The following is a 21124-nucleotide window of genomic DNA, read 5'->3' as shown; positions in this document are numbered from 1 at the left end:
TTGTCCTAAATGCTTCCCCATAACGGATCATCCCCTTAGCTAATAGTTTAAATTATTGGCTGAGAGGACTCCAGTTTAATTAAGGGGCCTTGGAGATTGTGCAACACTTATGCCACGTTATGCCGTTAATGTGCCATTACCAGTTGAAATGCTGTATTTTGTGCAACATTAAATGGCATCTAATTCTTTAGAGGGGTGAAATGTTGCATAAAAGGCAGCATTTCCTCATCACCTTAACCGCCCTCTTACAGCAGCACTGCGTGCCCCAACAGGCACATCGCGCAATTATGAGGACAGTCTTTTAGCTAGGGTATTTGGTGGCTGCAGCTAGCTCACGGCTTCGCTCGCACGTTGGAGCAATGCTGCAACGCGATGATTGCCTTGCTCGGTTGCGATCGAGGATGCTGTTTTCCCGTCCTCGGTTAGGGCATGAATGTCGGCCCCATGTGCAAGAAGCAAGCGGATAATCTCTTCGTTATCGTCATGAAAAGCCGCCGTATGGAGCGCGGTGTGCCCGTTGCTGTCCAGAATAGTAGCCTGAGCTTGATTCGAGAGCAGCAGCGAAATTACGTGCACGTTACGCTCCCCCGCGATAGCAGCGTGCAAAGCCGTATTTGATGGGATGTAAGATACTTTGGAATGCGAGATTGCATTTACAGCTGCCCCGTTATCGAGCAGCGCTTGCACCGCATCTTTGTTACCGAAATGCGCTGCGAATCCAAGAGGCGTTAAGCCATCCTCATTCTCAGTGTTGGCAAGCTCCGGATGAGCCGTAAGTATGGCAAGAAGCTGAGAAACCTCACCCAAACGAGCGGCTTGAAAAATATCCTCAATATGTTTTTCCATGTTCAATCCTCCGTTTACGCGAATTCATACCTAACCTCGATTATACTTTTTCTGGAAGCGCACCTCATATTCCTTCCCTGTTCCGGCTCTATAAAAAAACAATATTTTATTGTATACATTATGTATTTATTTCGTAGACAATGATTTTTGCCCCATGGTATAGTGCAGAGGAAAGCATGACATGGACTCGAAAAGAGGGGAACTATGAGACAAGTTACGGTAGCGGATAACAAGGAGATCCTCCTTAACCGAGGACAGCCTTTTTTCTATTTGGCAGATACCGTGTGGGGGGTATTCTCGGCCGCAAAGCTGGAGGAGTGGGAGGTCTATCTCGAATACCGCCGCTTGCAGGGGTTTAATGCCCTGCAGATCAGCGTGCTGCCGCTCGTGCATGAGACGGTCGCTGATGAATTGCCTTTTCGAGTTGGAGCAGACGGCAAATGGGACTTCATGAGCTGCAATGAGGCTTACTTCGATAAAGCGGAGAAGATGCTGCAGATGGCCTGCGAACGCGACTTCCTTCCCGTGCTTGTCGTGCTGTGGCACAACTATGTTCCCGGTACGGGCGTGAATAACATGCATCCGGAGTATACGATTCCGTGGGAGGCTGTTCAGCCGTACACCGAGTACGTAGTGAAGCGGTTCGCGCGCTACAATCCCCTCTATTACATCAGCGGCGACACGCAGTTTGAGAACGAGCAAGTCACCTCCTATTACGAGAAAGCACTGCAAACGCTGAAGCGCTGCGCTCCTGAGGCCGTAACGGCGATGCATATGGGGTCGCACCAGCACGAAATTCCGGATCGGATCGTGCATTCCGATGACTTGGACCTGTACATCTATCAATCGGGCCACTTGACGGAGACGCAGTCCGACTGTTACGAGCTCCCGGAACAATTCATGGAGAAGACCATTCGCAGACCCATTATAAATTCAGAGCCCTGCTATGAGGGGCATGGATATGGCAATCGGTATGGTCGGTATGGTGCTTTTGACATTCGTCGCGCATTCTGGTGGAGTGTTCTTGGCGGGGCCAAAGCAGGCTTTACCTATGGCGCGCACGGTATCTGGTCCTGGCATAGGAAAGGGACACCTTTTCATAATGAGCATTTTGCCAAAACACCGTTCGACTGGCGCGTGGCGCTGCGATTCTCAGGTGCGTGGGATATCGGCTATGCCAAAGAATTGTTCGAGCAGCATGCCATGTTCGAGCTTGTTCCGCGTAACGATTTGCTCGTCACCTCTTATCCGGAAATCCGCGTTGCCGGCAGCAGAGATTTAAGCATTGTAGTGGTTTATGTTCCGTACAGCATTGATGTGGAGCTGTCGTTAGATCTGACTGCAGAAGGCTACGCGGTGAAAATGATTGATTTGGATCGGCGGAATGTCGTGCAGCCAGCAATTTCAACCACATTCGCCACGGATGGTGTAAGCAAGAGCAGCAGGATTCCGATGACAGATACGAATACGGACGTACTCATTATTGCGATCAAGGAGGCGACAACCAAGTGAAGGTGCTCATTATTGGCGGAACGGGAACGATTAGCACGGCGATTACGGAACAGCTGCTAAGGCGCGGGGATACGGAAGTTTGGCATTTTAATCGGGGCCGTGGGGAAGCACCTTCAGGTGTTCGGACGATGATAGGGAATCGGCGGGATTTTGCAGCGTTTGAAGAGCAGATGGCGGAAGCGGGACGATTCGACTGCGTCATCGACATGATTGGGTTTCAAGCGGATGAAGCCGAGAGCGCCATTCGTGCGTTTAAGGGCAGAGTCGGTCAGTATATCTATTGCAGCACGGTTGACGTTTATACGAAGCAGGCCAAGAGTTACCCGATTACGGAGGACGGCGAACGTGAGGCGCTGCCTTCTTTCCCGTATGCTTTCAATAAGGTGCTGAGCGAGAATTTGTTAATAGACGCTCATGATCCCGGCACGTTTCCCGTTACGATATTGAGGCCGGCTCAAACGTATGGCGGCAGCGGGACGGCCGTCCCCTCCGTCGCGGATGGCAACTACAATATGAAACGGCTGCGTGAAGGGCGTCCGATCATTATTCATGGCGACGGCACTTCACTGTGGGTCGCTTGTCATCGGGATGATGTGGCGAGAGCTTTCGTGCAAGCTGTGGGCAACGAGGCAGCTTTCGGCAAGGCGTACAATGTAACAGGTGAGGAATGGATGACGTACGACCGTTATTGGAGAACAGTTGCTGATGCGCTTGGTGCGACTGAGCCGCGATTCGTTCATATCCCGACTGATCTTCTTGGCTTGGTGCTGCCGAAGAAGGCAGAGTGGTGCGTGGAGAACTTCCGGTATAATAACCTGTTTGACAATAGTGCGGCAAGGCGTGATCTGGATTTTCGCTATACCGTGAAGTGGGAGCAGGGGATTCGAGGCGTGATTGATGAGCTGGATAAGACGGGGGGAATCGAGGCTGCGGGCGAACGACCTTGGTACGATGCGCTGGTAGAGGCATGGTCTTCGGCAGAAAAGCTGATGGCGGAGCGGATGGAAGGCTTGGATGGATAACGGATGTGATAGCGTAGGTGTGTGAAGGACGGGTAGCTCTGCGTGCCTACCGAGTAAAAAGCGGCGTAGGGAGCACCCCTAACGCCGCCATTTCCTATTCGTTATCGTCCTCATCCGCGTAATACGTACACTTAAATCGCTCCGTGCCCGGGTATTTCTCGCCGAGGCTCTCCACCGTGAATCGGCTGCTCCGGTAGAAGTCCACAGCTTCTTCATCTGTCTCAGCCAGCAGAACAGCAGGTTTCTCCAGCTCCAGAAGCTCGAGTATAATCCCTCTGCCGTAGCCTTTATACCGCTCAGATGGATCAACGGCGATATGGTCGATCACGATCGTATCGCTTCCCGCGTTGTGAAACCCGATCAACCCGATAATTTCATCCTCCGATACATAGCCGAGCAACTTAGCCGACGCATCGTCCTTATAGTGCTGCACCGCTCTTTCCAAATGCTCCGGGTCCGGAAATACCGACCAGCCGAGCAGCTCCTGAATCGCTTCCTCATTCAGTTTAGCTTTAATATCCATCAACATATGAGAATACCGCCTTTGCGTGGTTACTTTGTGACCAAGATTATACCACAACCGCAGGTGACATCGCTCCTCCTCTAATTCGAGCACAGAATCTTCATTCTCAGTAATTCAAAATTGCGTTCTGTTGATATAATGAATATGGCGTATGTTTAATTTCATCCGTCCAACCGATATTCATAGTTAGGAGGATGCGTCCACACAGCTTTTGCATACGACAATATAACAGCGCTTACACACGAAAATCTTCCTAAATTACTTTACTGAAATGAAATCCACTAGGATAAATATCGGGATAGTATGAATTAAAATGGATTTTACATAGAATAGAAGGCCTTTCGATACTATAATGGGTTATACAGCAAACATAAACTTGGGGGAAGCAGATGAAACCTACAGCGGTGAGTTTATTTCTGTGTGCATCAATCGTATTAAGCTTGACAGCTTGCGATAGGAATGGTGCAGGTGAGGGCAATCAGTTTAGTGCTACTTATCATGAAGGCAACTCAAATGAAGCGAACAACTCAAATACATATGAAGATAGCCATGATGATGGGCCATTTACGAAATATGAGAAGCCGATTACGGTTACACTCGGGAGGCAAGGAATAGCCGGCAATAATTTGCCTAATGGGGATACGCTGGAAGACAACGAGTTTCTCAGCTATGTCGAAGACCGCCTCAATGTGAAGGTCAATTACGAGTTCTCCATTGAAGATGTGGACGATTATAATCAGAAGGTCAGTCTGGCGATTGCCAATAATAACATGCCGGATATGATGGTCGTCAATGAGCAGCAATTCAAGGAGATGGCAGGAGCAGACATGCTTGCCGATCTGACCACTATTTACGAGACATACAGCTCACCGCTTATTAAAGACTACTATAAGTCGTTCTCGGGCAACCGTGTGCTGAACACGGGCCGTATCAATGGCAAGCTGTACGGGATGCCAAATACGAATATAGACGGTAATTACCAGCTGCTGTGGGTTCGCAAGGATTGGCTGGATAGATTGAAGCTGGGGCTTCCTTCTTCGTTAGAGGATATTCAAACGATTGCACAAGCCTTCAAAGAGCAAGATCCTGATCAGAACGGCAAGCCGGATACGGTAGGGCTGCTTGGGGACAAACAGATTGTCGGAGATGCGGAGTTCTTCACTTTCGATCCGGTGTTTAACCAGTACCACTCGTATCCGAAGAGCTGGTTTAAGGATGCCGACGGTAATGTTGTCTATGGATCAACGACTCCTGAAACGAAGGAAGCGCTCATCAAGCTGAGGGACATGTACAAAGCAGGCCTCATTGATAGAGAGTTTCTAACGCGCAAATGGCAGGACAATGCCGCGCTTGTATCCGGTGGACGAGCGGGAATTTTGTTTGCACCATGGTTTGCCGGCTGGATGCTGGCGGACAGTGTGAAGACCGATCCGAAAGCAGAGTGGGTACCGCTTGCTGCACCGCTGGATGGGGACGGCAAACGGAATGTAGTGCCTTCGGCACCATCGGGCACGTTCCTTGTCGTGAAGAAGAATGCGAAGCATCCGGAGGCGGCATTGAAAATGCTCAGCGTCCAATACGAAGGCATCCGTCTGATTGATCCCAAGTCGCATGAGCTATACAAGGATAAGATCGTCAGCTGGCTCAACTATCCACTGAATGTACAGCTGGACTTTCAAGATTCGTTAGCCCGCGATATTCCGATCTACGACAAGGTAGTGAAGGATAACGATCTGCAGGATATGCCGACACGGCTGATTCAGCGTGTGAATTCGATCTTGAAGAACAAGAAGGAACCGAAGCAGGATATCACGGCATTTGCAGATTCGCTCGCCTATTACACAGGCGGGGCTGTTACGGGGACCAAAGAAATAACGAAGGTGAACCCGATCTTCTATGGCATGACGGAAACGATGGTGAAGAAAGGGACAAGCCTGCATAACTTGGAAAATGAAACGTTCCTGCGCATCATAACCGGTGCAGCGCCAATCGAGGATTTCGATAAGTTCGTCACGACGTGGAAACTGTCCGGAGGCGACGAGGTTACGAAAGAAGTGCAAGAATCACTGGAATAGCCAACGAGGTAGAAGGTATCCATGTTTGCTTACGTACTGGTAAGCGTGGGTACCTTTTTTCGTATATGAGTAAAACTTTCTATTTACTGGAAACTATTGTATCGCCATACTAGGGAATAGGGCAGCTGCACAGCATGTCCAATCACCCACATCATAGGAGGTTATAGGATGAAGAAATTTTCTACTCTATTACCGAAAGCATGCTCGAAGATCGTGATTGTACAGTTGATTATGGCATTCGTACTGATGATGACTCCGTTCGGGGCTGTTTCGGCCGGTTCCAGTTCCACGTATTGGACGCTTGCGCAGGAAACGCATAATTTCACGGTAGGCAGTCTGTTGACGGGTTCCAATAGCTACCGTACCGAAATCGGGGACAATGCAACGACGCAGTGGTACAACGTAAGTCAAATCTACGCAGATGCGGCGATGCTTAAGCAAGGTGATTCGCGGTACTTATCCTACATGAACGATACATACAGCTTCATGGGCAATATGTGGGATGCATCAAGCCCCATTGGCGGCTACTTCGCGCTGAGCAATCTGGACGGTACGGGTGCAGGCGGAGATAAATATGTCGATGACGCTTCCCTTGCCGGCGCAGCTTATTTGGACGCTTACGAGGTGACGACGGGGGTCACGCAGCAGAACTATCTCGACTCGGCGAAGGCTGTGGCGAATTGGCTCATGTATAGCGGGCTCTGGGATTCGACCGCAGGCGGCGGGTTCTGGTGGACGACGAACAAGACGACCCCTTACATGCAGATCAAGGGCTCCGAAGTCAACGGGCTCGCTTGTCAGCTGTTTCTCCGCCTCTATATGATTACAGGGCAAACCTATTATAAGTCATGGGCGGATTCCATTAAGCAATGGCTTGACACCTACATGTTCGACACCACTGCCGGCTTGTACAATTGGCAATATGAGCTCACGAACAATAGCGTTACCCCGGTTAAATTCACGTATGACAATGCCATTATGATCGAAGTAAATCTGCTCTATCGATCCATTACGGGGAATAATGCGTATTTGACGAGCGCGCAGCATATCGCCGCCAAGATGAAGAATCAGCTCTGGAACACGCAAAATAGCACAGGCGCCTTCATCATCAACACCGCCGATCCCGTCTTTAACCCTTGCTACAGCGGCTGGGCTTCGCAGTCGTTTATTAAGCTGTACCAAGCAGATGGCAACGTCAACTGGCTCAATACCGCGCAGCAGAATATCGACACCTTGAATACCAAGCTGCGGGATACGGCCAATTACGGCTACCATTACAGCTGGGACCCGGCAACGAACAATATCAAAGACAGCTCTTATCATACGGTCAGTCAGGCATGGATGCAGCGGGTGCAAATCATGCTGTCGCAATACCGTTAGGCTAGATGGAGACACACGAAGCCCCCTTGAGACGATCTCAAGGGGGCTTCGCGTGGGGTTTAAAAAATAAGAAGAGGTACTGAACCAGGTTCAGGAATTCGAATGGATATTATATGTGAAGGGTATGCAGCTCCAGCACTTGTGCCAGAGGCGTATAGGCATAACCCAGATCATCGGCTACGGCTTTGTACGTTACTTTGCCATTGATAATATTCGTGCCGCTTTGCAGGGCAGGGCTGTCTTGAATCGCTTGATAGGCACCTTTGCGGGCAATTTGCAGCGCATACGGTATCGTTGCATTGGTCAGTCCAATGGTGGACGTCTGAGGAACGGCGCCCGGCATGTTGGCTACGGCATAATGAATGACGCCATGCTTCACATACGTTGGATTGTCATGCGTTGTTATATGATCAATCGTCTCTACGCTTCCGCCTTGGTCAATGGCCACATCGACGATGACGGCACCTTTCTTCATCGTTTTCACCATATCTTCGGAGACGAGGACAGGTGCTTTCGCTCCCGGAATCAGGACGGCGCAGATAAGCAAATCCGCTTCGGCAACGCTCTGCGCAATGTTATAGCGGCTGGATACGAGCGTTTGAACTTGATTGCCGAACAGGTCATCGAGCTGTCGCAGGCGGTTCGCATTTAGATCGAGAATCGTCACTTCAGCGCCTAGACCGATGGCGATCTTGGCTGCATTCGTACCGACAACGCCGCCTCCGATTACGGTGACTTTGCCTCTGGCTACACCCGGAATTCCGGAGAGTAGAATGCCGCGTCCGCCTTTGGAGCGCTCAAGCAGCTGGCTTCCAATCTGTGCGGCCATCCGGCCGGCTACTTCGCTCATAGGCGTCAAGAGCGGAAGAGCTCCGCCTTCTTTGACCGTTTCATAAGCGATTGCGGTTACCTTCGACTGTACAAGTGCTTCAGCTAAGCTTGGCTCTGCGGAGAGATGCAGGTAAGTGAAGAGAATAAGATCTTCTCTGAAGAAAGAATATTCGCTTGGCAGCGGCTCCTTCACCTTTATAACCATATCTGCTTGCTGCCAAACAGCGGAGGCATCCGTTAGGATAACAGCTCCCGATTGCTGGTACTCCGCATCCGTAAATCCGCTTTCGAAACCGGCATTCGTTTCCACATAGACGGTATGTCCGTCTTGCACGAATTCCTTCACGCCAGACGGCGTTACCCCTACGCGGCATTCATTATTTTTAATTTCCTTCGACACGCCAATGATCATAGTCGATCTCTCCCCGTTCATGAATGCGAACCTCTGAAATCTCAAGTTGTTTGCTGTTCTTAGTTGCATTATAGAATGGATCGAAAGCATAAACATCATACAGAACATAAAGTGAATTGACAGATGAATAGACATTTATGTATATTGAGCCTACGAGTTATAGACAAAATGTCTAATATAAAGGTGATAATATGGACACGATGACGTTTGGTATCAAACAGCTGCTCGAGAGGCCGATTTTTCGCGCTGCGCGGCTGGTTGCAGGTCGGGAAGGGATTCATCATCCTGTCGGCTGGGTGCATGTACTTGAAATTACGAATGTGGCTCCGTATGTGAGTCCGAATGATTTGATTCTGACGACGGGCCTGTGGCTGAAGCAGAACGAGCAGGAACGGTTTGCCTATATGAAACAGCTGATTGACCAACAAGCAGCCGGGCTGTGCATTGAGATGGGTACTACCGTTGATAATATTCCGAAGGAAATTGTGGAACTGGCGGACCTGCATCATTTTCCGCTCATTGTGTTCGAGCAGCCCGTGCGGTTTGTGGAGATTACGCAGGATGTTCATGCTCTGATTATTAACCGGCAGCATCAGTTTCTGAAGGAGCTGGAGGTCTACTCGCGGAAGCTGCAGCGTCTAACCCTGGAGAGTACGGGAATCGCGCAAATCTTGAAAGCCTTCCACGAACAATCGGCTAGGCAGGTGCTGTATTTCTCGTCACTTGATCACAGCATTTTCTACCCTGCATTGACGACTAAAGCATCGGGGCCGATATCGAGCTTCCTGCAGCGGCAGATGGATACCAAGGCGCTCTCTGCCAAAGACGTCTCCTTTCTGTCGATGAATGCACAACAATTGCTCGTCGTGGAGCCTGTTATTTGCTTCGGTCAGACCTTCTCCTATGTCGGTGTGCTCCTGCACAATCGCGCCGAGATTACAGAATCGCTGACGCTGCTGCTGGATTACACCACGAAAGCCGTTGCCGCGATTACGCTGCGCACCGAGTTTCTGGAAGAGAAGATGTCACGCGACCATAACGAATTCATTCTGGATATTATGAACAACCGCATCGAGAACGAGGACCAAGCACAATCCCGAATGGGGCTTCGTCAGCTGAGCAAAGGCGAGTATTTGTTTGCCAGCGGCATTATCGAAATCCAGCATACGGCGGACATCGAACCGATTACCATTGAGGCAGATAAGCAGGATATGCTCATCTTGGTTCGGCAGCTGCTGAAGAAGCACGGGCTGTACAATCTGGTGATGATCCAGAATAATCGCATCTATATGCTATGTGCCAAAGACGCGCTGCATAAGGAATCGCATGTTAACTTCCAAGCGACGCTTATGCAGCTTGCGGAGGAACTACGAGCCTCTGCACATGAACCGACCAAATCCTTGAAGCTCCATGCCGGATTTGGCAAGCTGCGCACGCAAATCGTGGACTCATCCAGAAGCTTCGAAGAAGCGCAGCAGGTTATTGATGTGGCTCGAAATGTAGCGGCGCAAGAGGGCTGCATGTTCTATGACCGTCTTGGTGTGTATCAACTGCTAAAGGCCGTTCCGAAGTTATCCTTCCTCGCTTCGTACGTGGATGACCATCTGGGGGAGCTTATCGCCTATGATCGGGAGCATCATCTGCAGCTGATCGAGACACTGGATGTTTATTTGGCTTGCATGGGCTCGAAGCAAGAGACGGCGGCGAAGCTTCATATCCACCGACAGACGCTCTATAATCGGTTAGAAAAGCTCAGCCTGCTGCTGGGAGAAGACTTCCTGGAAGCCGATAAACGGCGCTGTCTGGAGATGGCGCTTGTTGCGTATAAGCTGAAGTAAAGGGATGCAGTGGAATAAAATCAGCAAGCGCAAGAAGCCTTCTTCCCGGCAGGGGAAGAAGGCTTCTTAGTCTATGTTGTCTTATCATCCGCTGGTCAGATCATTCCGGACTCGCAGGATGCGCGAAGCCGTGTCTCGCGGTAACTATTGGTGCATGTTTGTGTAAAGCTGCCAAGTAACGCCGAATTTATCCGTGACAACCGCGTAGCCTGGGCTGAAATGCGTTTCGATTAGCGGCATGCTGACTTGGCCGCCCTGTTCGAGCGAGGCAAATACTTGCTTGGATGTATCTACATCGTTCGTGCACAGGCAAATTGTAACTTGGTTGCCGAGCTGATGAGGCGTACCCGGGAATGCATCGGAGAACATAAGGTCTGTCTGGCCGACCTTAATTGTTGCATGGCCGATGAGATTCTTAGCTTCTTCCGGCAACGGCATCTCCGGGTTCTGCGGCATCTCTCCAAAGGTTTGCATCATGACTACTTCTGCATGTAGAGCTTCTTTATAAAAGTTAATCGCTTCCGTAGCATTGCCGTTCATAACCAGATAAGGGACCAACATTGTAATCATCTTGGAATCGCTCCTTTGTAATTGAGGCGGCCGTATCAGTATGGCCTGTAAATCCATCATACAATACCGAACATATGTTTGCAATAATGGTTTTTTGGCGAAATCGGAGTCAGTTCCTCGTGGTCATTTTTTTTTTTGTTTTGGCTGCGGCTTGGTGACAGACTTCATGTCACCAATAGGGTGATATAATGAGGTTGAAATGAGGGATGACAGTGAGGCGAATGGACCGACTGATGGCGATCCTCATCGCGCTTCAGCAAGAGCCGGCAACAGCCAAACGATTGGCCGACAAATTCGAGGTGACGAAACGAACCATTCTGCGGGACATGCAGTCGCTCGCCGAAATGGGGGTTCCCTTGTATGCGGTATCGGGTCCATCAGGAGGCTTTCGGTTGATGGAGAGCTTCCGGCTGCCGCCGCTGCAGCTGGATTCCGGCGAAGCCTTGTCCGTCCTCTTCGCACTTCGCAGTTTGACTCGGATGGTGGATACACCGTTTCAGCAGGCGAGATGGACGGTGATGGATAAGCTGAAGGCCATTATGCCGGAACAGACTTTGGCGCATATCGAGTCCATGCTTCATTATGTGGAGGTCGAAGTACCGCAGCGCAGCGTCAAATCCCCGTATTTGTCCGATTTATTGGCACACACAGCCGAATCGAGATGGCTTCGCGTGCGGTATCGTTCGGAGAAGCACACCCGATCGTTAGAAGTGCTGCCTCGTAAAATGTATGCTGCGCACGGGTATTGGTATTGCGAGGCGTATTCGATTTCCCATAGCGAGCAGCGGACATTTCGGGTGGATCGCTTCGAAGCGATGGAGCTTATGGAGATGCCTGGCGAAGAGGTAGATCGATTGGCCCTTGAAGCCGAGAGTCCGGTCGGCAGCGATGAGGGTGCTAGCCGCATTGTTGCGGACTTAACGTACCGGGGAGCGCTATTGGTCGAGCAAGACTTCCATATTGGCGACAACGTGAAACAAGTCACGGATGAGCGCTGGGAGCTGGATTTTATGTGCCCTGCTTCAGAGTGGCAGTGGGCGGTCAAGTTGTTCTATTCGCTTGGCATGGATGCTGAAGTGAAGGAGCCCCGGCATTTGCGGGAGGAGCTGCTTCGGATGGCAAGGCAAGTATGCGACAGATACAGCCAAGGAATAACTGTGGAGTAGGGATACCTATTATGAGGAGGTTGTTCAAGATGGGAAATAGCGAAATTCTCGAACGGGCACAATCATTTCTATACAAAAACGGCAGATTGATCGATCGGAGACGGTTCGAATATTTCTTCGAAAATGGTACGACAGAGGCGGTATTCAGCGCGCTGCGCGCTTACCGGAATGAGGACGGCGGTTTTGGACATGCGCTGGAGGCGGATATTCGCTGCCCGAACAGTCAGCCTGTGCCGACTGAGGTCGCGCTGGCAATGATGGATGAGATGGACGACGGTTATGATTCCGAAATGCTAGACGGTATTATCCGCTATGTGCAGAGCATTACGTTGCCGGATGGTGGAGTTCCGTTCGTCTTTCGCAGTGCGGCGGCTTACCCGCATGCGCCTTGGTGGAATGCAGAGCGGGATGATGTTGCATCGATTAATCCAACCGGCCAGCTTATCGGTACGTTATATAAGCAGCAAGTGCGGAAGGATATTTGGAAGGAAGAATGGTTCCAGCGAAATACCGCTTATATCTGGCGTACGCTTGAGCAGGAGAAGCCGCATGGTTTTCACGACGGCATTCAGTGGATTACGTTTCTTCAGCATACGCCTGAACAAGAGAAAGCAGCTCCTTACCTGGCTTGGATAGAGGAATGGCTGCAGCAGCCCGGTATTATTGAACGAGACCCGGAAGGCGGTGGTTATGTGCAGAAGGTGCTGGATTGGGCTCCGCAGCGCGGCAGTTATGCAGGTAAAGTGATTTCCGATGGCGAGCTCGATCGTCATCTTCATGCCTTGATGAAGCAGCAGCGAGAGGATGGCGGCTGGGGCATCAGCTGGGAGCCGGTAGGTCCTGGAGCGGAAGCTGAATGGCGCGGTTTCGTTACGGTGGAACGATTAAAGACGTTAAAATCTTACGGCATGTTGTAAATTTTAAGTAGACATCCGAGTGGGAAGTGATGGCCTCCTGCTCGGATTTTTCTATATCTATCTATGGTTTCATTTTGGAAACAAGGGCACTTTCATGTGCCTACTTCTAGTAAAACACCCTTTGTCATATGATAAACCCATACAACTGACAAGGGGAGAATATAGATAATGAATATCGCGTTATGGATCGCTCAGATTCTACTGGCACTTATGTTCTTGATGGGAGGGATAATGAAGACGTTCCAATACGAGAAGGTGAGTGCAAGTATGCCTTGGGCCAAAGATGCTTCTCGGGGATTTGTTCTGCTTATCGGCTTATCCGAATTACTTGCGGCAATCGGGTTTATCGTGCCAACTGCAACAGACATTCTGCCATGGTTGGCCGGCGTTGCTGCTATAGGTATAGCGGTAATCATGGTACTGGCAATTGGGGTTCATGCCAGAAGAAGCGAGAATCAAGCAGTTGTCATGAATGTCGTTCTGCTGGCAATTGCTGTGTTTGTGGCAATCGGAAGATTGGGTTCATAGGATTAAGGAAAGGCCGTCAATCTCCGGAGAAGGAGACTGGCGGCCTTTTGTGTGCTCATCTATTCGAGTAGTTCAGCTTGGTATTGCGCGAACAAAGCCTTCATCGCTTCCGGATCTCGCTGCTCCATCGCGTGAATCGCATCAATTAACGATTGAATGCGCTTGTTCATAATAAGCAGATAACGTGCAGGCTCCGGCGCCGGATTCCAGAAGGTATGCTTCACGCCGCGAGGGGCAATGACGGCACTGCCGCCGGATGCCTCCACAACGGAGTCGCCAATTTGAATGGCAAGCTTGCCTTCCAGCACATACCACGCTTCATCATCTTCATGATGAATATGCAGCGGCGCAATTCGCATGGGTTCGCTGCCTGGCAGACAGCCATCAGCGGTCCATTCGGCCATTACCAGATCAGCGCTGAAGATGGAGAGAGTTTGCCCTAACAAAGGCAGAGCAGTGATAGGGGCGTTCATAGAATTGGACATGCTAGAGACCTCCGATTCATCGTTTACTAAAGTTATCCCTGAAGTTATTCACATAATTATCCCCAGTGTCAACAACCTTCAACAGCAATAAGTGTATAAGTATTAAGAGTATATAAACATATCCACAGTTGAAGTTATCCACATCGGGATACAATATCGCAACCGTTTCCTTCTAATAAAGACGCTGGGCATACCCTTCTTCCAGTCGTCGTGCAACGACCTCCTCGTCCGAGCCGGGAAGGCTCGCATGGTCCGCAATAATTCGCGAAGCAGATGGCAGTGACTCCTTATCCGCCCACGAATCGGGGTTCCATAAACCCGATCGAATAAAGGCTTTGGCGCAATGGACGAAACATTCTTCTACGTCTACAGCAATGCCAAGCAGCGGTTTACGGCCGTTATAAGCCATCTGCTCCAGAAGCTCATCATCCTTTACGAGGAGGGCTTGTCCATTAATTCGAAGTGTTTCCCCGAGTCCCGGAATCATGAAGAGCAGACCAATCTGTGGATTGGATAAAATATTACGCAGCGAGTCGCTTCGTTTATTGCCCGGTCTCTCCGGGATCACTAAGCGCCGCTCATTCTGGATCAGCACGAATCCCGGATAATCGCCGCGCGGCGAAACGTCGCAAGAGCCGTTGCTGTCCGCAGTCGAGATGACCATGAATGGAGAGCGGCTTATGAAATCGGTGCAATGATGATCCAGATGAGTAATCGTCTTACGACTCACGAGTTCGCTGGGGAATCCTATGAGCGCGCGCAGCTCCTCCTCGGTTTCAATTACGTCGTTATAAGCTTCATTGGCTTTCATAATTAGGTTCACACCCCTAGTAGTTGAACGGTATAATGAGTTAACCTATACGCCGGACTAGAATGAATAGGCAACACCTCGAAGGAGTTGAGCCCGTTTGCACATTGCCATAGATTTGGATAATACCGTTCTGGATGCGACGGCAGCGCATGTAACCTATTATAATATGGCATCCGGAAAGGCGCTAACTGCCGCGGATATTCAAGATTTCTATATCTATCGCTCCTATGGTTGGAATCGGGAAGAACGAGATATCGTTTATGCGAAACACGGCCACGATATTCATTGGCATTCGGCACCGTATCCGAACGCAGCCGATATGCTGCAGCAACTCTCACTTGAGCATGAGCTGTCTATTATAACGGCAAGGCCAATGCTGTTCCGGGATGTTACAATAGATTGGTTGAACCGTCATAAGTTCACTTACAATAATATCTCATTCGCCGAAAATAAACTTGAAGCCTGCATAGCGGCTAATGTGGATATATTGATTGATGATGCGCCTCATTACGCGGAGGAGTTTGCTCGCATGCGTAAACCGATTATTTTGTATGATCAGCCTTATAATCGAGCCGTTACGAGTGAGTTTGTCCTGCGCGCTGCCGATTGGGCGGAAGTGAACCGGCATATTCAGCGTTTAGCCACGGGCTCAGGTAAATAGACAACTAGAATTGGAGAGAGAATACGATCATGCTTGCTGCAATGATTCATGGGTTTATATTGGCATTGGGATTGATTTTGCCGCTTGGGGTTCAGAACGTGTTTGTGTTTAATCAAGGCGCGGTTCAGAGTCGATTCCGCAAGGCGCTGCCTGTCGTAATAACGGCGTCGTTCTGCGATACATTGCTGATCTTGCTGGCTGTACTCGGCGTATCGGTGCTTGTCCTGCAGTTTGTTTGGCTGAAGACCATCCTGTTCGCGGTGGGAATCTTATTCCTTCTCTATATGGGATGGCTGACTTGGAGGAGCAAGCCGGCAAATCGAGACTCCTCTTCCGCCGAGGCTCTCGGAGCGAAGAAGCAAATCGCTTTTGCAGCGTCGGTATCGCTCCTCAATCCGCATGCGATTCTGGATACAATCGGCGTCATTGGGACAGGCTCCCTGCAATATAGCGGGGCCGAGAAGGTGCTCTTCACGGCGGCCTGCGTAGTCGTTTCTTGGCTCTGGTTTACCAGTCTAGCCGCGGCGGGCCGACTAACGGGCAGCTTGGACAAATCAGGGCGGATTATGATTGCGCTGAACAAAGTTTCCGCGGTTGTCATGTGGGGAACGGCTGTTTATTTGTTTGTATCGTTGGTGAGCAAGTAGAGTACTGGGAGAAGAACCGTCAGGGCAAAGTGCCTTGGCGGTTCTTCTTGTTCTGACGGTAAAAGGTGCGGAGGCGTGTAAATATTGCAGCAAATGCAACATCCTACCCACCACACAGGTCAAAATTAGCTAAATGTTGCAAGATGTACAACATTATTATGAAATTTAGCAGCTAAGAGGTCATAGGAGGCCAAATGTTGTATTATCTCCAACATCTGCCCGATGAATCCACTTCTGCGACGAAAATGTTGCACAAAAGGCAGCATTTGAACAAACGAGGCCTCCACATCCGGTAAGGAGTTGCATAAAGGAGAACACAAGCGGATACGCCATACTTGCGAGGCGCTGCATGCAGCACCAGCTTTAGCTGCAGCTGCAGTTTAATGCTGAGCCCGGCTATTCAATAGAGCCGCCTCTTCCTCCTCAATGCGTTTGGGATCAATGCGCTCGAATAACAGCGATATGCTCTGAATCTGCTGATTAGCCGGAACGGTAATAAGCTTCCAAGCAGGCTGCTCGAGGAAGAGGAAGGTTCGGATACGCTCACAGGAGAAGGGGATAAACGGCTGCAGCAGATTGGCCAAATTCGCAATGATCCCCGCACAGGTATGGAGCGTGAAGCCGCACGCCTCCGGATTCTCCTTGATTTGTACCCATGGCTTCTGCTCATCGAAATATTTATTAGCGTGTCGGATTCGAGCGAAGATCAGTTCCAGCGCTTCTTTCAATCGCCCTTCCTCAATTAGAGCCCCCGAATCCCGGTACAGCTCCATAAGAATCTGCTTCCACTCGTCGCTAAGCTCGCCTGCGGGAACGCGTCCATCGAATGATTTGGCGATAAAAGCGAGCGTGCGGTTCACGAAATTACCGAATGCGCCGAGCAGCTCCCCATTATGACTGTGGATAAACTCCCGCCAAGAGAAATCCGTATCCCGTCTCTCAGGGCCATTGGCGATGAGAAAATAACGGATGGAGTCCGGCTGATACCGGCTCATGATGTCAGGCACCCAGACCGCCCAATTGCGGCTGGTCGAGAACTTCTTCCCCTCCAGCGTCATGTATTCGCAGGAAATAATCCGATCCGGCACATGCAGTCCGCCTCCACCCAGAAGTACGGCAGGCCATATTAACGTATGGAAGGGGATGTTGTCTTTGCCATGCACATAATAAGCCGTAATGGCGGCTCCTCCATCCTTCCAGAAGGGCTCCCAGCTTCCGCCGGTCTCAGCAGCCCACTGCTTGCTGGCGGAGAGATAACCGCTGACCGCTTCGATCCAGACATAGATTTTCTTACCCTCGAAGCCTTCAATCGGTACGTCGACACCCCAGTCTAGATCTCTCGTAGCAGCTCGATCATGAAGTCCTTCTTCTAAATAGCGCTTCGTTAACTGAACGGCGTTCTCTCGCCAGCCATGCGACTTGCCGGCTGCATAATCCGTCAGTTCCGCTTGAAAATGAGACAGCGCCAGATAGTAATGCTCCGTGGCCCGTTCAGTAGGGGGATTGCCGCAAATTTTGCATGTCTTCTCCAATAGATCAGCTGGGTCGAGCATGGTGGAACAAACATCGCATTGATCCCCTCTGGCGCGGCTCCCGCAAACGGGGCATATGCCTTCCACGTAGCGGTCCGGCAGAAACCGTTTATCCGTCTCGCAGTATGTTTGCTGAATGGTTTTCTTATATAAATGGCCGTTCTCAAGCAGCTTCAGGAAGAGCTCCTGCACGACCTGATGGTGGAAGGGCTGATCCGTCCGCGTATAGAGGTCATAGGTGAAGCCAAGCTGGGTGAAGCAATTGGCAAATTCCTGATGATAGCGACTCGCGATATCACTCGGCGTGACGCCTTCTTGAATCGCTTGAACCGCGACAGGAGTACCGTGACAGTCGCTTCCTGATACGTACAATACTTGCTCGCCCTTGGCACGGTAATAGCGTGCCAGGACATCTCCGGGCAATAAGCTCGCCAATCGCCCCAAATGCAAGGAACCATTCGCATACGGCCAAGCGCCGCCAATAAATATAGATGCCATCCGCATTCCCTCCTTGTGTAGCCATCAGAAAATCAGAAAATCAGAAAACAGAAAAAGCCCTCATCCCGAAGGGACGAGAGCTGTGCTCACGTGGTACCACCCAATTGTATGAATGCCTCGCAGCATCCACCTCTTCAGGTACGTCGCGGTTTGCGAGTATACCCTAGCACGGTAACGGGTGCAGGATCCGGCGCAGCCTACGCCCATTGAGGGTTCGGTGCTCAGCTCAGAGACCATATTCTCGCGGTTATTCTTTACCCCTTCGCACCGGCCGGGGCTCTCTGTTAAAGACATTAACGCGATACTCTTTCTCTTCACAGCTTTTATTAGAATATTCAGCTTATTCGAGATTATAATACACAGATTTTTCCAAGTCAAGGACCCCTGTGAGGGTACAATATGCCGCTCGGAATCGAATTGTGCGAATTAGCTCTTGCACTGTTTTTCCATATAATGCTAGCATCTAGAATAGTAGACTTCCAAAACCAAGCGGAGGGATCCGAACATGCTGCAGCAGCACAAGGATATGATCCAAATGAACAAAGAAGGCTGGAATAAAGTTGCGGGTCAGTTTTTTGAAGGCTCATTCGAACGTCTATCCTATGGTACCTATGCTCCTTCGGAGGAAGAATTGAACCTACTAGGGACCGTTGCAGACTGTGCAATCCTCGAAGTAGGTTGCGGAAGCGGGCATACGTTGGAATACCTGGCCAAGCGGGGAGCGCGCGAGCTCTGTGGCGTTGATCTGTCCGGTGCCCAGATTGAGACGGCCAGGCAGGTTGTCTCTAAGTTGGACACGCCTGTTGTTCTCGTAGAAGCACCTATGGAAGAGATGTCGGAGCTGCCGGAGAACTATTTTGACAAAGCGGTATCGATCTATGCACTTGGTTGGACTGTGGATTTGCCGCGGACGTTAAGTCACGTTCATAGAAGCTTGAAGCCGGGCGGCATCTTCGTATTTAGCTGGGAGCATCCCGTACATAGTGTGGTGGAATACAGCGATGAAGTGTTGAAATTCAGGCGCTCCTACGTGTCAGAGAGCTTCGAGCGGCATGAGGCTTGGCGGGGGACGCCGATTGTGATGCACAATCGTAAGGTGAGTACGTTCATCAACGCCTTGATCGGTGCCGGATTCGTCATCGATGCTGTTATCGAAGAGTCCGAGGTGGATGAAGGAGACACGGTCAATCCGGCCAAATGGTACTCCGGCGCAAAGGCGCGCATCATCCCGTCGACGCTCATTATTAAATGTCATAAATCCCGTGTCGAAGGAGAAGCGAGCTAATGGATATTTCTATACTAGGCGCATCAGGGATATCGTTTCTTCTTGTGACGGTGCTAACTCCGCTGCTCATCTGGGGCTTGCGAGCACTGAAGCTAACACAGCCGATCCGCGCGGAATTGCCGCCGGATCATCAAGCGAAGCGCGGCACGCCGCTAATGTCGGGATTAATTCTGTTAATCGGCATTATGGTCTCGGTCTATGTTCATCCCCAGCCGATGGTGCTGTTTCTGGGCACGACGTTTGTTTTATTCGGCATCGTGGGGTTCTTGGATGATTTTCGCAAGGCTGCCTTTCAAGATCCACAAGGCATCTCCGGCAAAATGAAGCTGGTCCTTCAGTTCACTTTCGCTTGTGTGTTGCTGCTTATCTTGCTTCAGCAATTCGAGATAAGTACTGATATTGCTTTGTTTGGGGGGTTCTCGCTGGACTTACCCTCGTGGATATATCTGGTGATCATGCTGCTGTTCATCGTGGGCTCGGCTAATGCCATTAACTTTACCGATGGGTTGGACGGGCTGCTCATCAACGTTGCGATCCCGACCTTTTTCTTCTTCTTCGTCATCTCCGAGAGAGTCGAAGTGCAGACGTTCTCTCTGGTCATGATCGGTTGTCTGCTGGGACTGTTTATCTATAATATTTACCCTGCAAAAGCATTTATGGGCGATACGGGCTCACTTGCGATAGGCGGTTCGCTCACCTTCCTGGCCGTCATCGAGAAGGTAGAGATTCTGATTCCGATTCTGTTCATTATCTATCTGGCCGAGCAGCTGTCGGTCATTCTGCAGGTGTGGTATTACAAGAAGACGAAGCTGCGGATCTTCCGGATGGCCCCGATTCATTATCATTTTAGCTTGAAATATGGGTGGAGCGAGAACAAAATCGTCATGATATTCGGGTTTGTGTCATGGCTGGCAGCGTTTGTTTCGTGGTTGCTGTGGAAATATGTAATGTGAGGATGTGAGAGGGAGAGGCTGCCGAAGGGCGGCCTTTTGCATTGTCGCCTGCCGGGGGCAGTTGGGAGGGGAGCGAATGTGATGCGTCTGCTGCTGAATGTTGCATATTGTGCAACATTATCGAGGGAAACTAGTCCGATTGTTGAAGATGTTGCACAATATGCAACATTCCCAACAAGAGAGGGCCTCTGGGAGCTCATCTGCAGAGAAATGATGCATTCCATGCAACATTTGGAGCATTTCGTGGTTGGATCGGCTGATTTGTTGCATATTGTGCAACATTCCCGAGGGAGAGCCTCTCGCAGAGTCGCGTGTCGCGGATGCTGGGATGGGAAGCAGATGTGATCTGCATGCTGTTGAATGTTGCACATTGTGCAACATTATCAAGTGAAACTAGTCCGATTGTTGAAGATGTTGCACAATATGCAACATTCCCAACGAGAAAGTGCCTCTGGGAGCTCATCGGCAGAGAAATGTTGCATTTCATGCAACATTTGCAGCATTTCGTGCTGGGATCGGCTGATTTGTTGCATATTGTGCAGGTCTGTTGATTAACCAGAATTTAGGTTACGGTAAGACGAAAAGGCTCGTCAAATAAACCGTCCATTCCAGTGGCAGATCATTTCTACTGT

General features: G+C 50.3%; 19 protein-coding genes and 1 other annotated feature. Of the genes, 12 read left to right on the top strand and 7 right to left on the bottom strand.

Going from position 1 to position 21124, the window contains the following annotated elements:
• Nucleotides 1-327 precede the first annotated feature (327 nt).
• Nucleotides 328-846, bottom strand: coding sequence for an ankyrin repeat domain-containing protein (locus BLW29_RS30720; protein ID WP_090986879.1), 519 nt, complete (start codon nucleotides 844-846; stop codon nucleotides 328-330).
• 204 nt (nucleotides 847-1050) lie between these two features.
• Here BLW29_RS30720 and BLW29_RS30715 point away from each other — a divergent pair, with 204 nt between their 5' ends.
• Complete coding sequence (locus tag BLW29_RS30715; RefSeq protein WP_090986877.1) at nucleotides 1051-2358, top strand: glycoside hydrolase family 140 protein; 1308 nt, start codon at nucleotides 1051-1053, stop codon at nucleotides 2356-2358.
• The gene (locus tag BLW29_RS30710) at nucleotides 2355-3380 is read left to right on the top strand and encodes an NAD-dependent epimerase/dehydratase family protein (protein WP_090986875.1); all 1026 of its coding nucleotides are present in this window, start codon (nucleotides 2355-2357) and stop codon (nucleotides 3378-3380) included. Before BLW29_RS30715 ends, BLW29_RS30710 begins: the two co-directional genes overlap by 4 nt.
• A gap of 94 nt (nucleotides 3381-3474) precedes the next feature.
• On the opposite strand, the gene BLW29_RS30705 is transcribed toward BLW29_RS30710, so the two are convergent.
• Nucleotides 3475-3909: a GNAT family N-acetyltransferase gene (locus tag BLW29_RS30705; protein WP_090986873.1), complete on the bottom strand. Its 435-nt coding sequence runs from the start codon at nucleotides 3907-3909 to the stop codon at nucleotides 3475-3477.
• Nucleotides 3910-4292: 383 nt separating this feature from the next.
• Between BLW29_RS30705 and BLW29_RS30700 the strand changes: the two genes are divergently transcribed.
• Nucleotides 4293-5978, top strand: a complete 1686-nt coding sequence (locus BLW29_RS30700; RefSeq protein ID WP_090986871.1) for an extracellular solute-binding protein — start codon at nucleotides 4293-4295, stop codon at nucleotides 5976-5978.
• Nucleotides 5979-6146: 168 nt separating this feature from the next.
• A complete protein-coding gene (locus BLW29_RS30695; RefSeq protein WP_090986869.1) occupies nucleotides 6147-7358 on the top strand; it encodes a glycoside hydrolase family 76 protein in 1212 nt (403 codons plus the stop codon).
• 109 nt (nucleotides 7359-7467) lie between these two features.
• Here the strand turns inward: BLW29_RS30695 and ald are convergent, their stop codons facing one another.
• Nucleotides 7468-8601 carry an alanine dehydrogenase gene (gene ald, locus BLW29_RS30690; protein ID WP_090986867.1) on the bottom strand — a complete coding sequence of 378 codons (1134 nt, stop codon included), beginning with the start codon at nucleotides 8599-8601 and terminating at the stop codon, nucleotides 7468-7470.
• 200 nt (nucleotides 8602-8801) lie between these two features.
• On the opposite strand from ald, the gene BLW29_RS30685 reads away from it, so the two are divergent.
• Entirely contained in the window at nucleotides 8802-10439 is a 1638-nt protein-coding gene (locus tag BLW29_RS30685) for a PucR family transcriptional regulator (RefSeq protein WP_256209100.1), read from the top strand.
• 144 nt (nucleotides 10440-10583) lie between these two features.
• Here the strand turns inward: BLW29_RS30685 and BLW29_RS30680 are convergent, their stop codons facing one another.
• Entirely contained in the window at nucleotides 10584-11009 is a 426-nt protein-coding gene (locus BLW29_RS30680; protein WP_090986863.1) for a VOC family protein, read from the bottom strand.
• Between the two features lie 206 nt (nucleotides 11010-11215).
• Between BLW29_RS30680 and BLW29_RS30675 the strand changes: the two genes are divergently transcribed.
• The 3 genes from BLW29_RS30675 (at nucleotide 11216) to BLW29_RS30665 (ending at nucleotide 13620) form a co-directional block, all read left to right on the top strand.
• Nucleotides 11216-12175, top strand: coding sequence for a helix-turn-helix transcriptional regulator (locus tag BLW29_RS30675; protein WP_371264835.1), 960 nt, complete (start codon nucleotides 11216-11218; stop codon nucleotides 12173-12175).
• A gap of 29 nt (nucleotides 12176-12204) precedes the next feature.
• Complete coding sequence (locus tag BLW29_RS30670) at nucleotides 12205-13092, top strand: hypothetical protein (protein ID WP_090986861.1); 888 nt, start codon at nucleotides 12205-12207, stop codon at nucleotides 13090-13092.
• 168 nt (nucleotides 13093-13260) lie between these two features.
• Nucleotides 13261-13620, top strand: a complete 360-nt coding sequence (locus BLW29_RS30665; protein WP_090986860.1) for a DoxX family protein — start codon at nucleotides 13261-13263, stop codon at nucleotides 13618-13620.
• Between the two features lie 59 nt (nucleotides 13621-13679).
• Here BLW29_RS30665 and BLW29_RS30660 read toward each other — a convergent pair whose 3' ends face one another.
• Nucleotides 13680-14105, bottom strand: a complete 426-nt coding sequence (locus tag BLW29_RS30660) for a cupin domain-containing protein (RefSeq protein WP_256209099.1) — start codon at nucleotides 14103-14105, stop codon at nucleotides 13680-13682.
• A gap of 172 nt (nucleotides 14106-14277) precedes the next feature.
• Nucleotides 14278-14916 (bottom strand): pyridoxamine 5'-phosphate oxidase family protein, encoded by a 639-nt coding sequence (locus BLW29_RS30655; RefSeq protein ID WP_090986858.1) that lies wholly within the window; start codon nucleotides 14914-14916, stop codon nucleotides 14278-14280.
• 97 nt (nucleotides 14917-15013) lie between these two features.
• On the opposite strand from BLW29_RS30655, the gene BLW29_RS30650 reads away from it, so the two are divergent.
• Together BLW29_RS30650 and BLW29_RS30645 are read left to right on the top strand one after the other, a co-directional pair.
• A complete protein-coding gene (locus BLW29_RS30650; RefSeq protein WP_090986856.1) occupies nucleotides 15014-15577 on the top strand; it encodes a 5' nucleotidase, NT5C type in 564 nt (187 codons plus the stop codon).
• A gap of 29 nt (nucleotides 15578-15606) precedes the next feature.
• On the top strand, nucleotides 15607-16224 hold the full coding sequence (locus tag BLW29_RS30645) for a LysE/ArgO family amino acid transporter (RefSeq protein ID WP_090986854.1): 618 nt from the start codon (nucleotides 15607-15609) through the stop codon (nucleotides 16222-16224).
• A 380-nt stretch (nucleotides 16225-16604) separates the two neighbouring features.
• On the opposite strand, the gene metG is transcribed toward BLW29_RS30645, so the two are convergent.
• Nucleotides 16605-18254: a methionine--tRNA ligase gene (gene metG, locus BLW29_RS30640; protein ID WP_090986852.1), complete on the bottom strand. Its 1650-nt coding sequence runs from the start codon at nucleotides 18252-18254 to the stop codon at nucleotides 16605-16607.
• A gap of 66 nt (nucleotides 18255-18320) precedes the next feature.
• Nucleotides 18321-18581, bottom strand: a binding site (T-box leader).
• A 178-nt stretch (nucleotides 18582-18759) separates the two neighbouring features.
• Between metG and BLW29_RS30635 the strand changes: the two genes are divergently transcribed.
• Both BLW29_RS30635 and mraY read left to right on the top strand, forming a co-directional pair.
• Nucleotides 18760-19539 (top strand): class I SAM-dependent methyltransferase, encoded by a 780-nt coding sequence (locus tag BLW29_RS30635; RefSeq protein WP_090986850.1) that lies wholly within the window; start codon nucleotides 18760-18762, stop codon nucleotides 19537-19539.
• Complete coding sequence (mraY, locus tag BLW29_RS30630) at nucleotides 19539-20492, top strand: phospho-N-acetylmuramoyl-pentapeptide-transferase (protein ID WP_090986848.1); 954 nt, start codon at nucleotides 19539-19541, stop codon at nucleotides 20490-20492. The genes BLW29_RS30635 and mraY overlap by 1 nt, the downstream gene beginning before the upstream one ends.
• The last annotated feature ends 632 nt before the right edge of the window (nucleotides 20493-21124 follow it).

The sequence above is a fragment of the Paenibacillus sp. CF384 genome (genome assembly GCF_900106745.1).
Lineage (GTDB): Bacteria > Bacillota > Bacilli > Paenibacillales > Paenibacillaceae > Paenibacillus_Z.
The sequence above is the reverse complement of the archived record's forward strand: the minus strand, read 5'-3'. Positions and strand labels throughout refer to the sequence as shown.